The 16,009-nt window shown below is 69.5% G+C and carries 11 protein-coding genes; 2 read left to right on the forward strand and 9 right to left on the reverse strand.

Annotated features, from left to right (window positions below; genetic code table 11):
• Position 1: 1 nt before the first annotated feature.
• The 3 genes from P3W75_RS28680 to P3W75_RS28690 are packed head-to-tail and all read right to left on the reverse strand — an operon-like array spanning position 2 to position 2,866.
• A complete protein-coding gene (locus P3W75_RS28680; RefSeq protein WP_276230708.1) occupies positions 2-1,642 on the reverse strand; it encodes an intermembrane transport protein PqiB in 1,641 nt (546 codons plus the stop codon).
• Entirely contained in the window at positions 1,623-2,273 is a 651-nt protein-coding gene (locus P3W75_RS28685; protein ID WP_276230709.1) for a paraquat-inducible protein A, read from the reverse strand. Before P3W75_RS28685 ends, P3W75_RS28680 begins: the two co-directional genes overlap by 20 nt.
• Positions 2,270-2,866 carry a paraquat-inducible protein A gene (locus P3W75_RS28690; protein WP_276230710.1) on the reverse strand — a complete coding sequence of 199 codons (597 nt, stop codon included), beginning with the start codon at positions 2,864-2,866 and terminating at the stop codon, positions 2,270-2,272. The genes P3W75_RS28685 and P3W75_RS28690 overlap by 4 nt, the downstream gene beginning before the upstream one ends.
• Before the next feature lie 184 nt (positions 2,867-3,050).
• Between P3W75_RS28690 and aspT the strand changes: the two genes are divergently transcribed.
• Complete coding sequence (gene aspT, locus P3W75_RS28695) at positions 3,051-4,739, forward strand: aspartate-alanine antiporter (RefSeq protein WP_276230711.1); 1,689 nt, start codon at positions 3,051-3,053, stop codon at positions 4,737-4,739.
• Between the two features lie 7 nt (positions 4,740-4,746).
• Here the strand turns inward: aspT and P3W75_RS28700 are convergent, their stop codons facing one another.
• Complete coding sequence (locus tag P3W75_RS28700) at positions 4,747-6,330, reverse strand: GMC family oxidoreductase (protein ID WP_276230712.1); 1,584 nt, start codon at positions 6,328-6,330, stop codon at positions 4,747-4,749.
• A 97-nt stretch (positions 6,331-6,427) separates the two neighbouring features.
• Here P3W75_RS28700 and P3W75_RS28705 point away from each other — a divergent pair, with 97 nt between their 5' ends.
• Positions 6,428-7,435 (forward strand): AraC family transcriptional regulator, encoded by a 1,008-nt coding sequence (locus P3W75_RS28705; protein WP_276230713.1) that lies wholly within the window; start codon positions 6,428-6,430, stop codon positions 7,433-7,435.
• A 281-nt stretch (positions 7,436-7,716) separates the two neighbouring features.
• On the opposite strand, the gene P3W75_RS28710 is transcribed toward P3W75_RS28705, so the two are convergent.
• The 5 genes from P3W75_RS28710 to P3W75_RS28730 form a co-directional block, all read right to left on the reverse strand.
• Positions 7,717-10,230, reverse strand: coding sequence for a fused MFS/spermidine synthase (locus P3W75_RS28710; RefSeq protein ID WP_276230714.1), 2,514 nt, complete (start codon positions 10,228-10,230; stop codon positions 7,717-7,719).
• Between the two features lie 124 nt (positions 10,231-10,354).
• Positions 10,355-11,929: an arylsulfatase gene (locus tag P3W75_RS28715; protein ID WP_276230715.1), complete on the reverse strand. Its 1,575-nt coding sequence runs from the start codon at positions 11,927-11,929 to the stop codon at positions 10,355-10,357.
• A gap of 101 nt (positions 11,930-12,030) precedes the next feature.
• On the reverse strand, positions 12,031-13,044 hold the full coding sequence (locus P3W75_RS28720) for an HAD family hydrolase (RefSeq protein WP_276230716.1): 1,014 nt from the start codon (positions 13,042-13,044) through the stop codon (positions 12,031-12,033).
• A gap of 14 nt (positions 13,045-13,058) precedes the next feature.
• Positions 13,059-14,378: a hypothetical protein gene (locus tag P3W75_RS28725; protein ID WP_276230717.1), complete on the reverse strand. Its 1,320-nt coding sequence runs from the start codon at positions 14,376-14,378 to the stop codon at positions 13,059-13,061.
• Positions 14,375-15,973, reverse strand: coding sequence for a VWA domain-containing protein (locus tag P3W75_RS28730; protein ID WP_276230718.1), 1,599 nt, complete (start codon positions 15,971-15,973; stop codon positions 14,375-14,377). The genes P3W75_RS28725 and P3W75_RS28730 overlap by 4 nt, the downstream gene beginning before the upstream one ends.
• Between the last annotated feature and the right edge of the window lie 36 nt (positions 15,974-16,009).

Genomic DNA, 16,009 nt, shown 5'->3' on the forward strand with positions numbered 1-16,009 from the left:
CTCAGTGCTGCAGGTTGTCGGCGTCGGCGGCCTTGCCGCGGCCACGGATCAGCGATTCGGGGTGGCGGCCGAGGTAGTCCGAGAGGTCGCGCAGCGAGCGCGACATGCGGTCCAGCTCGTTCAGGGTGTCGCTGAGCTTCTCGCGCTGCGGCGAGTCTTCGGCCAGTGCCGAATTGGCCGTCTGCAGCGTCTTGCGCACCTCGTCCAGGGTGTTGCTGACACCCGGCAGGGTCTTGCCGTTGAACTGCTTCAGGCTGCCTTGCAGCTCGCGCAGGTTGCCGTCGAGGTTGTTGGCGATACGCTCCAGCGGCAGTTTGCGGATGCGCTCGACCAGCTCCTGCAACTGCTCCTGCAGCTTGTCGAGGCTGCCCGGCACCGTGGGAATGGCGATCGGGTCGGCGGCGAAGTCGAAGGGCACCTTGGCCGCGTCGGGGTAGAAGTCCAGCGACACGTACATCTGCCCGGTGATCAGGTTGCCGCTGCGCGCCTGGGCGCGCAGCCCGTGCTCGACGAAGGTGCCGATCAAGCGGTGCGCGGCCTCGCTGCCCGGCGTGTGGCCGAACACCTTGAGCATCTTCTGGTGCACCGGGCCCAGGCGCGTCGGGTAGACCACGGCGTCGACGATCACCGGGAACTTCTGCTTGACCTCGTCGTAGTCCAGCTGCACCGAGGTGACCTTGCCGAAGGCCACGCCCATGAACTCCACCGGCGCGCCCACCGACAGGCCACGCATGGACTGGTCGAAGCGGAAGCGCAGGTATTGCGCCAGGCCGCTGGGCGGCGCCATGGCGCTGTCGCGGTCGACGAACAGGCGGAAGCGCTGCTGGTCGGCCGCGGCCTCCGCCGGGCCGTCGGGGGACGGCGGGTCGCCGAAGGCCAGGCCGCCCATCAGCACCGAGGACAGCGATTCGGTATTGACCTTCAGGCCGTTGGCGTCCACCGACAGGTCCACCCCGCTGGCGTTCCAGAAGCGCGTGTCCTGGGTCACGAACGCGTCGTAGGGGGCCTTGATGAAGATGCCGATGTCCACGCCCTTGCCGTCCTCGCGCAGGGCGTAGGTCACCACCTGCCCCACCGGGATCTTGCGGTAGTAGATGGACACGCCGATATCCAGCGAGCCGAGGTCGTCGGCGGTCAGCATGAAGCGCTTGCCGGCCTCGCCATAGGTGATCGGCGGCGGCGATTCCAGGCCGACGAAGCTGCGCGAGGGCGCGCCGTCCTCGCCGGCGTCGGCGCCGATGAAGGCGCCCGACAGCAAGGTGTCGACCCCGGACACGCCGCCAGCGCCGATGCGCGGCCGCACCACCCAGAACTTCGCGCCGCGGCGGGCGAAGGATTCGGCTTCCTTGGACAGCTGCACCTTGGTGACCACGCCCTTGCGGTCCGGGGCCAGCTCCACCGAGGTCACCTCGCCGATCACCACACTGCGGTATTTAACCTGGGTCTTGTGCGCCTCCAGGCCCTCGCCGGTCATGAACGAAATGCTGATCGTCGGCCCTTCCTGCAGCCAGCTGCGCACCACCAGGGAGGCGCCCACCAGCAGCGCGATGATCGGCACTATCCACACCAGCGATATGTTCCAGCGCCGCGTGCGCACGTCCGCGCGCCCCGGCTCCGTCGACCTATCGGTGTCCTGCGCCATCGCTTTGGTCTCCCTCGAGTGGACCTTCATCCCAGATCAGCCGGGGTTCGAAACTCATCGCCGAGAACATGGTGAGCACCACCACCATGCCGAAGAACAGGATGCCCGGACGCGGCTCGATGGTGCCCAGCCCGCGCAGTTGCACCAGGGCCGCCACCAGCGCCACCACCATCACGTCGAGCATCGACCAGTAGCCGATCAGCTCGACGAAACGGTACAGCTGCGAGCGCTGCCGGCGGGCCCAGGCGCTGCGGTGCTGGGCGGTGTAGAGCAGCAGGCCGAGGGAGCAGAACTTGATCGCCGGCACCCCGATGCTGGCGATGAAAATGATCAGTGCGATGTCCCAGGCTCCGGCTTCCCAGAACTCCAGCACGCCGCCGCCGATGGTGCTGTCGATGCCCTGGCCGAGCATCTCGGTGCGCATCACCGGCAGCAGGTTGGCCGGCACGTAGAACACCAGCGCCGCCACCAGGAACGCCCAGCCGCGGGTGATGGAGTCGTGCTTGCGCGGGTGCAGCGGCGCGCCGCAGCGCTCGCACTGGTGGGTCGGGTGGCTGGTCAGGTCGCAGGCGTGGCCGCAACCGTGGCACAGGCACAGGTTCAGCTCCGAGGCCAGCGGCGGCGCGCTCATACCTGCTCCCAGAGATCGCGGATGTCGCGCCCGGCGATGTACAGCAGCAGCACGCTGAGCGCCGCCAGGGCCACCAGGCCGATGCCGGGGATCACCTCCAGCAGCCCGGCCAGCTTGATCACCGCGACCATGGCGCCGAGCAGGCACACCTCCAGCATGCTCCACGGCCGCAGCCCTTCCAGCGCGCGCATGCAGCCGGCGAAGCCCGGCGCGCGGCGCCCGCCGAGGGCGAAGCCGAGCACCCAGGTGAGCAGCGTCACCTGCAGGACCGGGGCGAAGATGATGGCCAGGGCCATGACCAGGGCGATGAAGGTGATGGCGCCGTTGCTGAGGATCATCACCGAATCCCACAGCGTGGCGGAGTGGCTGATGCCCTTCATGCCGATGGTCATCACCGGGTAGAGGTTGGCGAAGGCCAGCAGCACCGCGCCGGTGATGCTCAGCGCCAGGCGTTGCTGCACGCCCAGCGGGTTGTGCCGCTGCAACACGCCGCCACAGCGCACGCACAGGGCGCGCTGGTGGCGGTTCAACTCGGCGCGCCGGTACACGGCGTCGCAGTATTCACAGATGATCAGCTCGCTGGCCTGGGGCATGGAAGGTCCGCGCTGGTTCCGAATTCGAAGGCGGTGAACGGCTACGCAAGCAAGCCTAGCTGAAGCTGGCGGCGTTGCCGGGCGAACCGATGCTTTGCGCGACAGCGGCGTACCGAACGCCGGGCCATACTCAGCAGACCACCCCGCACCGGGCCCGCCAGACCCACCGCCAAGGAGACCGGCGATGCTGGAGTTCACTCTCGCCACGTTGCGCGCCAACCCCGAGATCGCCGTGTTCCTCGCCATCGCGTTGGGCGTGCTGCTGGGCCGGTTGAACATCGCCGGCTTCCACCTGGGCTCGGTGGCCGGCGCGCTGCTGATGGGGCTGCTGATCGGCCAGATCGGGCTGAAGGTGCCCCATGAACTCAAGGCGGTTTTCTTCGCGCTGTTCATCTATGCGGTGGGCTTCAAGAGCGGCCCGGAGTTCTTCGGCAGCCTGAATCGCGGCACCCTGAAGCTGGTGCTGCTGTCGGTGGTGCTGTGCGCCACCGCCCTGGGCACCATCCTGGCGATGAATGCCTTCTACGGCTTTGATGCCGGCTTCACCGCCGGCCTGGGCGCTGGGGCCCTCACCGACACCGCGATCATGGGCACCGCCAGCAGCGCCATCGCCCAGCTGCCGATCGACGCGGCGGCCCGCGCGCAACTCGACAGCCACATGGCGGTGGCCTACGCCATCACCTACCTGTTCGGCACCATCGGCCTGATCGTTTTCGTCGGCACCCTCGCGCCCAGGTTGCTGCGGGTCGACCTGCGCGCCTCGGCGCGGGAACTGGAGCGCGAACTGGGCATCGAGCGCGAGGAGCACGCCATCAGCATCCCCTACCTGCGCATCGTGGTGCGCGCCCACCGGCTGGAGGCGCCGACGGCCATTGGCCTGAGCATCGCGGACGTCGAGGCGCTGCATCCGGCGCTGAGCGTGGAACGGGTGGTGCGCGACGGGCGGATACTGGAGCGCGACCCGGCGCTGCGCCTGGTGGCCGGCGACATCCTCGGCATCTACGCGCTACGCGAGGCGACGGGCGCGCTGAGCCACTGGATCGGCGCGGAGGTGGATCACGTCGAAAGCATGTCCTTCCCAACCCGTTCGGCGGATATCGTCCTGACGTCGCATACGCTGTCCGGGCACACCATCCACCAGATCCGTACCCAACTGGTCGGCGCCGAACGCATGGGTTGCTTCATCACCACCATCACCCGGCAGGGGCTGGAGCTGCCGCTGCTGCCGGAAACCGTGCTGCGCCGTGGCGACGTCATCAGCCTCACCGGGCGCACCGCCAGCGTCGAGGCCCTGGCCGCGCAGCTGGGGCGCATCCGCGAGCCCAGCCACAAGAGCGATATCGCCCTGCACTGCCTGGGGCTGGTGCTGGGCTCGCTGGTCGGGTTGCTGTCCACCCATATCGGCATGATCCCGGTGGAGCTCGGCATCGGCGGCGGCATCCTGCTCGCCGGCCTGCTGACGGGCTGGTACAACTCGCGCCATCCGGAGGTCGGCGCCCTGCCCCCGGCCGCGCAATGGGCGTTCTCGGAATTCGGGCTGACCGCCTTTGGCGCCGTGGTCGGCCTGCTGGCCGGCCCGGCGGCGCTGACGGCGATCCGCGAACAGGGCCTGGCGCTGTTGTTCGCCGGGGCCCTGGTGACGCTCATTCCGCCGCTGGTCACGCTGTATTTCGGGCGCTACGTGCTGCGCCTGCACCCGATGATCCTGTTCGGCGCCCTGGCCGGCGCGCAGACCGAGGCGGCATCGATGAACCGCATCCTCGAACAGTCCGGCAGCAACACCCCGGTGGTCGGTTTCACCGTGTGCTACGCGATCTCCAACGTGCTGCTGGCGGTCTGCGGGCCGATCATCGTGGCACTGACGGCGGGCTGAGCGCGCCTCAGGCCGCGCCGATCCACTGCATGGCGCGCTCGGCGATCATGATCGCCGCGGCGTTGGTGTTGCCGCCCACCAGGGTCGGCATGATCGACGCGTCGACCACGCGCAGGCCCTCGATGCCGTGGACCTTCAGCTGGGCGTCGACCACCGCGTCCTCGTCCGGGCCCATGCGGCAGGTGCCTACCGGGTGGTAGATGGTGTCGGTGCGGCGGCGCAGCACCTCGATCAGTTGCTCGTCGCTGTGCAGGCCGGCGCTGTACATGTCCTTCAGGCCGAAGCGCGCCATCGGCCGCTGCTCGCAGATTTCGCGGGCCATGCGGTAGCCCTTGAGCAGGGTCTGCACGTCGTCGTCGTGGCCGAGGATGTTCGGGTCGATGCGCGGCGCGGCGGCCGGGTCGGCCGACAGCAGGCCGACGCTGCCGGCGCTCTTCGGGCGCAGCACGCAGACATGGCAGCTGAAACCGTGGCCCCAGTGCAGCGTGCGGTTGTGGTTGTCCAGCAGGCTGACCACCGAATGCAGCTGCACGTCCGGGCGGCTCTGCTCCGGGCCGGTGCGCAGGAAGGCCCCGGCTTCGGCGAAGTTGCTCGCCAGCGGGCCGCCGTGGGTCGTCAGGTATTGCGCCAGGGCGGCGCTCATGCGCGCGCCGCCGCGCACCGAGTAGCCCGGCAGCGAGGTGTCGTGGCTGCGGTAGCAGAGCACCACGTCGGGGTGGTCGCGCAGGTTCTGGCCCACACCCGGCAGCTCGTGTTCCATCGCGATCCCGTGGGGCTTGAGCTCGGCTTCCGCGCCTATGCCCGAAAGCATCAGCAGCTGCGGACTGCCGAACACCCCGGCGCTGAGCAGCACTTCGCGGCGCGCGCGCAGCGCCAGGTGCTGGCCCTTGTGGGTTACGCGCAGGCCGCAGGCCTGCTTGCCCTGCAGCAGGATGCGCTCGGCGCGGGCGCCGGTGAGCACCGTGAGGTTGCTCCGGCTGCCACGAATCGGCTTGAGGAAGGCGGTGGCGGCGCTCCAGCGGCGGCCATCGCGGATGGTCACCTCGTAATGGCCCACGCCCTCCTGCTCGGCGCCGTTGAAGTCCTCGTTGTAGCGGTGGCCGGCGTGCAGGCCGGCCTCGATGAAGGCGTGCGAGGCGACGTGGGCATTGACCTTGCCCACGTACAGCTCGCCCTGGCCGCCGTGGTAGTCGCTGCCGCCGGCGTGGTGGCGCTCGCTCTTGCGGAAATACGGCAGCACCTCATCGAACGACCAGCCGGGGTTGCCCAGCGCTGCCCAGTCGTCGAAGTCGCTGCGGTGGCCGCGGATGTAGATCATCCCGTTGATCGAGCTGCTGCCGCCCAGCACCTTGCCGCGCGGCTGGTAGCCGACGCGGCCGCCCAGGCCCGGCTGCGGCACGGTGTCGAAGGCCCAGTTGACGTGGCGGGTCGGCAGGATGGCGGCGATGCCGGCCGGCGCATGGACCAGCGGCGAGCGGTCTTCCGGCCCGGCTTCGAGCAGGCACACGGACACGCCGGGGTCGGCGCTCAGACGGTTGGCCAGTACGCAGCCGGCAGAGCCGGCACCAACGATGATGTAGTCGAATTCCACAGGACGCTCCGGACGAGGGCAAGGTACGTCGTGGATTCTTCGTTGGCCCGCGTTGGATTGATTGATCTTTGCTGACAGATAATTGATTCTTCACGACATGGAACCCTTCATCCGCACCACCTCCTTCGCCGGTTTTCGCGAGCTGGTTCGCCAGTTCGGGCGTGACCCGCTGGAGTACCTGAGGCGCTTCCGCATCCAGCCGCAGTTGCTCGACGACGAGGACGCGCGAGTGCCGCTGCGTTCGCTGGTGGGCATGCTCGAATGCGTGGCGGCCGAGCTGGGCTGCCCGGACTTCGGCCTGCGCATGGCCGATTACCAGAACCTTCACGTGCTCGGCCCGATCGCCGCCATTGCGCTGAACTCCGACAACGTCGGCCACGCCCTGGGCGACGTGGTGCGCTTCATCGGCTACCACAGCCCCGGCATCCACCTGGAGCTGGACCAGGCGCCGGGCCAGGCCCCGCGCCTGTGCATCGCCCTGCGCATTCCCGGCGTGCACCAGCAGCGGCAGATGGCCGAGCTGGCCATGGGCGTGGCGCACAACACCCTCAAGCTGCTCTGCGGGCCCGGCTTCAAGGCCCAGGCGGTCGAGCTGTATGGCGCAAGCCCGGTGCCGGCGCAGCGCTACCGTCGGTTCTTCCTCAGCGAGGTGCGCGGCAACCAGGCCGGCTACGCCATGCTGCTCAGCCGCGCGCAGCTGGAGCAACGCATCGAGCGCCAGGACCCGGCGCTTCGCCGCACCCTGGTGCAGTTCCTCAACCAGCTGGAACCCCAGGGCGCCGCCGACCTGACGGAAATGTCGCGGCGCCTGGTCCTGCGCATGCTGCCGACCCAGCGCTGCCGGCTGCCGCTGGTGGCCGAGCAGCTGGGCCTGCACGAACGCACGCTGCAGCGGCGCCTGGGCGAGTCTGGGGAAACCTTCGAAGGCATCGTCGACGCGGTGCGCCGCGAGCAGGCCGAGGGCTACCTGGCGGCCCGCGACATCCCCCTGGCGCAGATCGCCAACATGCTCGGCTACAGCGAACAGGCGGTGTTCAACCGCGCCTGCCGGCGCTGGTTCGGGCAAACGCCGGGCGCGCGGCGCCGGCAGCTGCTGAGCGGCTGACGAATCGCGAGCGCGGCCCCCGTCTACACGCATACCTCGACAACCGTTCGCGGTTATCCGCCGTGATGGCAATGGCGGATAACGCCGTAGGCGTTATGCGCCCTACGCGCAGAACTCTCGCGTTTGCGGGGTTGGGGTGGGTACACCTCTCCCAGCGTCATCCCCGCGAACGCGGGACGTGGCTCTATCGCGAACAGCGCTTGCGCTGGCCCGAAGGGCAATAACCCAGTGCCTGATGCACTCGACATTGGACGAATCAACGCGGTAGCGCGCCAGGCGCTTCAGGGCGCGCCGAGGAACCAGCGGTAGTAGGGGTTGTCGCCATCGTCGCGGGCCACCTGGCCGGCCTCGCGGGCCCAGGCCTGGCGGTCGCCGCGGTAGGCCAGCAGGCTCAGCTCGTAGAAGCGCCGCAGGCGCACCCAGTGGTCATCCACCGAGGCGCGGAACGAGGGTTCGGCGTTCTCCAGCGGTGGTGCGCGACGCAACGCCAGCAGGTTCGGCAGCACGCGGGCGATTTCCCTGGCGCGCACCCAGGGCGCGTACTCGATGCGCGGCTGGTCGTCGGTGACCGGCCGGGCGTCGCCGGCGAAGCTTTCCAGGCCCGCGCGGTCGGTCACCCAGGTGGCCAGCAGCGCTTCCGCCGAGTCCACCCCCACCGCGCCCAGCGCCGCGCTCACGGGGGCTTGGGCGAAGCGCTCGCGGATGCGCGGCACGTCCAGCCGCAACGGCTGCAGCGAGCCCACCAGCAGCATCTCGTGGAACTCGGTGGTCCACAGCGAAGCGTAGGGGAACACATCGATGAAGCTGCGCACCAGGGAGCGGCTGTCCTCCTCGTTCTGCGTCGGCAGCGGCAGCCACTGAGCGACGATGCCGCCGGCTTCCAGGCGGTCGGCGGCCAGTTGGTAGAAGTCCCGCGAGTAAAGGTTGACCACGCCGGCGGCCGAGGGCGGCGGCGGTTCCAGGGTGATCATGTCGTAGCGCGCAGCGCTGCGCAGCAGCTCGCGGCGGCCATCGCGCAGGCGGATGTCCAGGCGCGGGTCGCGGATGGCGTCGAAGCTGCCCTTGAACTGCGGCGCGGCGGCCAGCACCTCGGGCAGCAGCTCGGCCACTACCGGATGACGCAGGTCGCGGTACTGCAGCATGGCGCCGGCGGTGATGCCGGTGCCGAAGCCGATCACCAGCGCCGAGCGCGGCTCGCCGTTGTGGATCAGCAACGGCAGCAGCGCTTGCAGGCGCATGTAGCGCAGCGACGGCATGGCGTCGCCGGTGTTGGACACGCCCTGGATGTACAGGCGGCTGAAGGTGTTCTGCCCCCTGCCCTGCTCCACCACGGCCACGGTGCCGCCGCGGCCTTCCTCGTAGAAGGTGATCTGCCCGTTGCGCGCCGCCGGCAGCAGTTCCGCCAGGTGCCGGGGCGAGATGAGCGCGCCGCAGGCCAGCGTGGCCACGGCGATGGCCGCCACGCCCAGGCGCGCGCCCCGGCCAACGCCGGTACCGCGCCACACCGCCACCAGGCCTACGCCGGCGGCCAGCACCGCCAGCACCGCCAGCGTGCGCACCAGGCCCAGGCCGGGCACCAGGACGAATCCGGTGAGCAGCACCCCGAGGATGCCGCCCAGGGTGTTCAGCGCCACCACCACGCCGACGTCGCGGCCGACGTGGGTGCTGTCCACGCCCAGGCGCACGGCCAGCGGGAAGGCCGCGCCGAGCAGCGTCGTGGGCAGGAACACCACGCACAACGCCGCCACCGCGAAGCGCGCGCACATGCCCGCCAGCTCGCTGCCGCCGGCCGCCAGCACCAGCATCTCGGCGCGGCTTTGCGCGCCCACCAGCCAGTGGCCGAGGCCGGCGATCTGCAGGATGGCCAGCAACCCGGCGGCGGCGATCAGCACCCCGAACAGGCCCCAGGGGTCGCGCAGGCGGTCGGCGCGGCGGGCGTAGAGCGCGCTGCCCAGCACCAGGCCGCAGAGGTAGGTGGCCAGCACCACGGCGAAGGCGAAGGCGCGGGTACTCATGAACTGCACGATGGATTGCGTCCACACCACCTCGTAGCCCAGCGCCACGCCGCCGGCGACGCAGTACAGGGCGATGGCCAGGCGCGCCGAAGGGGCGCGTGGCGGCGCGGCGATGGGCGCCGCCGTCTCGGCGGGCTCCTGTGTTTCGCCTCGGGCCAGCCAGGCGCCGGCGGCGGCCAGCAGGTTCAGCGCGGCGGCGGCGCAGGCGCTGCCCAGCACGCCCAGCGTGGGCAGCAGCACGAAGGCGGCCAGCAGGGTTCCTGCGATGGCCCCGGCGGTGTTGGCCGCGTACAGCCCGCCGCCGGCGTGGCCGGTCTGGCCTTCCAGCGGGCGCACGGCGCGCACCAGCACCGGCAAGGTGCCGCCCATGCAGAACGCCGGTAGGCCCACCAGGGCGAACGGCAGCATCCAGGCCAGCGGGCCGAGGCTGTCTTCCAGGCGCGCGAAGGGCCCGGCCGCGTGGGCCAGTGCCCAGGTGGCGGCGACACCCAGCAGCGCCACCAGCAGTTCCAGGGCGGCGTACAGCCGCACCGGTCGGCGCAGGCGGTCGGCGCGACGGCCGAAGGCCAGGCCACCCAGGGCCAGGCCGGCGAAGAAGGCACTGATGGCGGTGGTGACGGCGTACACCTCCACCCCCACCACCAGGGACAGCTGTTTGACCCAGAGCACCTGGTAGACCAGCGCCGCGCCGCCGGAGGCGAACATCAGCAGCGCGGGAATGCGCAGTGCCAGGCGTGCCTGGGCGTGGGTCGGTCGGGCAATCGCGTTGCGGGAACTCATGGCGGAACGGCTTGCGCTCGAGGGCATCGGGACTGCCTTGTCGGACAAAGGAAAGCCCGCGACGGCGGAACCGTCGCGGGCCGGTAGACGGGCGCCGCCGAAGCGGCACCCAGAGCATGGCTCACTATTTGGCGCCCTGCTTCATCTTGGCTTCGATCTTCTCGTCGACCGCCTTGCGTACCGACTCGATGGAGAAGCTCGCCGGGCGCTGGCTCGGCGGGTATTCCACGAAGGTCTGCAGGAAGGCCGCAGCCTTGCGTTCACCCTGGAAGATCAGGTAGTCGTTCTTGGTCAGCCAGTCGTAGTACTGGTCGGACACCACGTCAGCCCGCTCGTACGGGTCCATGCGCAGGTTGAACAGCTTGGGTACCCGCAGGCACACGAACGGTTCGCTCCACACCTTGAAGCCGCCAGGCGCGCGCTGCTCGCAGAACACCAGTTTCCAGTCGCCGAAGCGCATGGCCACCAGGTCGCCATCATCGTTGAAGTAATAGAACTCGTTACGCGCACCCTTGTCGGTCTTGCCAGTCAGGTAGTCCAGCTGGTTGAAGCCGTCGAGGTGCACCTTGAAGTTCTTCCCGCCGAGGTCGGCGCCCTTGAGCAGGCGTTCCTTGATATCGGTATCGCCAATCGCCGCGAGCAGGGTCGGGAACCAGTCCATGCCGGAGAACATCTGGTTGGAAACGCTGCCCGGCTTGATGTGGTTCGGCCAGCGGATCATCGCCGGTACCCGGTAGGCGCCTTCCCAGTTGGAGTTCTTCTCGTTGCGGAACGGCGTGGTCGCCGCGTCCGGCCAGGAGAACTGGTTCGGGCCGTTGTCGGTGGTGTATACCACGATGGTGTTGTCGGTGATCTTCAGGTCGTCCACCGCCTTGAGCAGCTTGCCGACGTCACCGTCGTGCTCGACCATGCCGTCGGCGTACTCGTTGCCGAGCATGCCGCTTTGGCCCTTCATCGAATCACGCACGTGGGTGAACAGGTGCATGCGCGTGGTGTTCATCCAGACGAAGAAGGGTTTGTCCGCCTTCACCTGTTTTTCCATGAAGTTGATGGCGGCCTGGGTGGTGTCGTCGTCGATGGTCTCCATGCGTTTGCTGTTCAGCGGACCGGTATCCTCGATCTTGCCGTCGGCGAAGGAATGGATCACCCCGCGCGGCGAGGCGGCCTTGGTGAAGGCTTCGTCGTCCTTCGGCCAGTACGGGCGTTCCGGCTCTTCCTCGGCGTTGAGGTGGTACAGGTTGCCGAAGAATTCGTCGAAGCCGTGCTTGGTCGGCAGGTACTCGTCGCGGTCGCCCAGGTGGTTCTTGCCGAACTGGCCGGTGGCGTAGCCGTGGGCCTTGAGGGCCTGGGCGATGGTCACGTCGCGGTCCTGCAGGCCCACCGGCACGCCGGGCATACCGACTTTCGACAGGCCGGTGCGTAGCGCCGATTGGCCGGTGATGAAGGTCGAGCGGCCGGCGGTGCAGCTGTTCTCCGCGTAATAGTCGGTGAACATCATGCCCTCGTGGGCGATGCGGTCGATGTTCGGCGTGCTGTAGCCGACCACGCCGAACGAGTAGGCGCTGATATTGGTCTGGCCGATATCGTCGCCGAAGATCACCAGGATGTTCGGCTTGTCAGCGGCGCTGGCCAGCGAGCATCCGACTATCGCCGTCGCCGCCAGGGCGAACTGCGACAACCATCTTCCCGTGCGTTTCATCGTTGTTGTTGCTCCATTCCAGTTTGCTTGTCGTGAGCCACGACTGTTTTCACTGGAGACGCCGACTACCTGGCTGGAAATCCCCTAGCACGCGTGGTTCGTCAATTGCCCGCCGGGTTCTGCTCGAACGGGTAGATACGCTTCCACTCCTTCGCCATGTCGACCACCACCCAATCCTTGTCGGTGGCCTCGTCCAGGGCCTTGTCCAGGCGCCCGACCTTGCTCTTGCGGTCGTAGGCCCACTCGCGCTCGCCGTCGGTGTGGTGCACCAGGCCGGCGAAGCGCAGGCCCTTGCCCGCGGTGGTCCATTGCAGCATCTGCAGGTCGCCGTCGGAGTTGCCGAAGGCGAAGATCGGCCGGCGGCCGATGATGGCGTCGATGCTCTCGGGCTTGCCGGCGCCGTCGTCGTTGTGGGTGAGCTTGGGCAGGCGCTGGATCGACAGGTCGCCCTCGCTGTCCTGGAAGCGGGTGGCGAAGGTGGTGCCGATCACCTGTTCCGGCGGAATGCCGTAGACCTCCTCGGCGAAGGCGCGCATGAAAGCCACCTCGCCGCCGGAGACGATGTAGGTCTTGAAGCCGTGCTCGCGCAGGTAACCCAGCAGTTCCAGCATCGGCTGGTAGACCATCTCGGTGAACGGCTTGTGGCTGCGCGGGTGGGTGGCGCTGGCCAGCCAGCGGCGGGCGTTGGCGGTGAAGGTCTCGGTGCTCATGCCGGTGTGGGTGGCCATGACGATCTGCAGGATGCCCTGCATGCCGGCGTCGGCCAGGGCTTTCTGGTCGCCCTCCAGCACCGCCTTGAACGGTTGCTGCTCCTTCCACTCCGGGTGCTGCGGCGCCTGGCGCTTCACCTCGGCGAGAGCGAACAGCACCTGGAAGTACAGCGGTTGCTCGCTCCACAGGGTGCCGTCGTTGTCGAACACGGCGATGCGCTCGGCCGGGGGCACGTAGTCGGCGCCGCCCTCGCTGGTCACTGCCTCGACGAATTTCACGATGGCCTGCCGCGACGGCCCGTCGTTCCACGAAGGCAGCGCCTCGGCGGCCTGGCCCAGCAGGGGCAGGCAGAGCAGCAAGGCGAAAGTCCAGCGCAGTACGGCGAGGGCGGAAGGTTTGTGCATGAGACGTCCTTGATTCATGGGTTCAACGGCTTCAGGCCGCCGCTCGCGGGCGCATCGGCGGCGCGGGTGGCGACGGCGCGGTGCAGTGCGGGCAAGGCCTCGGTCAACTCGGCGGCAGCTCCCTGCTGTGGCCCGCGCCCGAAGCGGGCTCTGGAGAAAGCTAGCAAATAATTGACAGTTGGCGCGGGCAGTTCCGGCAGCAAGCTGCTCATTTCGCGACACCCGGTGCGACGCCTCAGCCACAGGTACAGGGCGCCCAACTGCGGCGGCGAGCCTTGCAACTGCGGGCGCACCTGCTTCCAGGCGTAGGCTGCGGAGTCCAGCCGGGCCTGGCGGCGGCGCTGGCGCCAGGCGCGCCACTTGCCGACCAGCGGCGCGCCCCAGGCGTTCGCCAAATACCAGCCAATGGCCAGCAGCGCCAGCACCAGCGCCCATAGCAACCAATGCCCGGCGATATGCACCTGGGCCTTCTGCCCCAGCTTGCGCAGGTCGTCGGTCAGAGAGAAGGGAGCCTGGTAGCTCGCCGCGCCGCTGGCGGTGATCTCCAGCGCCGGCACCGCAGCGGTGTGTGCCTCGCCGCTGGCGGTGTCCCACCATTTCAGCTCGATGGCCGGCAGGCTGTAGGTGCCGGCCTCGCTCACCACGTAGGTCACCGCGTCGGCGCGCTGGCCGCCGTTCACGCCGCCGCGTCCGTCGCTCAGCGGGCCCACCTCCGGCGTCTGCACGTAGCGCTTGAGCCCCTCCACCTCGGCGAAGGCCGGCGGCGGGATGAGCATGGCCTGGGCGCCCAGCGCCTTCACCTGGAGCCGTCGCGTGACGCTATCGCCCACCCGCAGCGGCTGGTGCGAGGCCTGCAGCGACTGGCTGAACAGCACCTGGCTGGCCACCAGGCGCGCGCCCTGGTCCGCCGCCGCGCCGCTAGGCTGGCGGGCGCTGAAGCTCAGCGCCTGGGTGTGCACCGTCAGCGGCCCGTCGCCCTGCCCCGGCGTCACCACGATAGCCAGCGCGGGGACGGCGAAGGCCTGTGCCCGTTGCGGGGTGATCTGGTAGTTGAAGCGCAGACCGAAGAACGGCGTGCCGTCGATCCGTTCGTTGAGGTGGGTCGCCTCGCCATTGGGCGCGGAGACCACCGCGCCGTCCAGCTCCAGCTTCGGCAGCTGTGGCGCGTCGGTGAACCAGGTGTCCACCAGCACGTCCACCTGCAGGTTCAGGGTGCCGCCCACCAGCACCGAGTCCGCGGGAACCAGGCTGGCGCGCACCTTCACCTCGGGCGCGGGGTCGGCCAGGGCGAGCAGCGGCGCCAGGGTCAGCAACAGCAGCAACAGGCGTTTCATGGCGTGGCCTCCGCCGGCGGGGTACGCGCAGCGTCCTGCAGCAGGAACTTGCGCTGGAGGAAGCGCGCCGGCGAGGTGGTCAGGTTGTTCAGCCATTGTTCGTCGGAGCTGGCGCGGGCGGTCTTGGTCTTGACCGTCTTGCCCTTGCCGGCGGGGTTGTCGAACACCTCCTTGTCGGCCTTCTCATTGGGCGGCCCGGCTTCCTGCTGGGCGTCGCGGTCCTTCTGCATGGCCTCGGCCAGGGCCAGGTTCGCCGTGGCTTCGGGGAAGCCCGGCTGGCGCGCGAGGGCCTGGCGGTAAGCGGCCATGGCCTGCTCGAACTTCGACAGGCGCATGTAGGTGTTGCCCTGGTAGAAGTAGCCCTGTGCCGTGTCGAGGCTGGCGAAAGTCACCAGCGCGGCCTTGAAGTCCGCCGCGCGGTACTCGGCCAGGCCTTTCCAGTAACTATCCTGGAAACGCTCGGCGGCTTGCGGGTAGCGCTCATGTTCGAAGGCCCAGCGGCCTTGCTGGTCGGGGGTGAAGAAGGCGTCGGCCAGGGCCCCGGCGTGGGCCGCCGGTGGCGCGCCGGCCAGGCCCACGGCCAGCAGCAGCGCGCTCAGCCAGTGCACCTTCCAGCCCTTGCGCACGGCCAGGAACGCCAGGGCCAGCAGTGGCCAGCACAGCCAGTAGCCGGCGTCCTTCCAGTGCACCTGCCGCTCGTCGCCCTGGGCGGCCTGGAAATGCTGCTGGGCGTGCAGTTCGATCCAGTCCAGGGTGTCGTCGTTCAGCGTCAGGCTGCCCAGCGGCGCGTCGGCGGCCTTGGCCAGGCCTTTCAGCGCGGCGCTGTCGAAGTGCCCCAGCAGCGGCCGGCCGTCGGCGTCCAGGCGTGGCTGGCCCTGGGCGTCGAGCAGCGGCTGACCGTCCTGGCTGCCCACCGCCAGCACCAGCACCTGCAAGGGGCTGCCGTCCAGGGCCTTGTCGATGGCGTCGAACTGCCTGGCGTCGGCGCCATCGGTGACCAGCACCAGGGTGCCGGGCGCCCCCTCGGCGGCGAGCAGGCGCTTGGCCACTTCGATGGCGCCAAGGGCGTCCTTGCCGCTGCGTTCGATCAGGCCGCTGGACAGCGCCTGCAGGAAGCTGTCGAGCAGCGCCGGGTCCTCGGTGGCCGGCAGCACCAGGTGCGCGCTGCCGGCGTAGGCGATCAGCGCGGTGCGCGCCCCGGCGCGACGCTGGATGAGGTCGTGCAGGCTGTGCTTGGCGGCTTCCAGGCGCGAGGGCGGCACGTCGTCGGCGTCCATCGACGGCGACAGGTCCAGGGCCAGGATCAGCGGCGCGCGGTTGTCGAGGAAGTCCGGGCGGTCCTGCTCCCAGGTCGGCCCGGCGGCGGCCACGCCGCCCAGCACCAGCAGCGCGCCGAGCAGGTGCACGGGGCGCACGCGCTGGTTGTCCTGCGGGGTGATCACCAGGTGCTGCAACAGGTGCGGGGCGATGATCCCCTCCAGGCGCCGCGCCAGGTCGTGGCGACGGGTCCACACCAGCGGCAGCAGCACGCCCGGCAGCAGCACCAGCAGCCACAGCGGGCGCAGGAAGTGGAAGGCGGCGAGGTCGATATCCATCAGCCCTCCTCCACCGCGCGGCGCTGGCCCGGCGCG

This window comes from Pseudomonas citronellolis, from assembly GCF_029335315.1.
Classification (GTDB): Bacteria; Pseudomonadota; Gammaproteobacteria; order Pseudomonadales; family Pseudomonadaceae; genus Pseudomonas; species Pseudomonas citronellolis_A.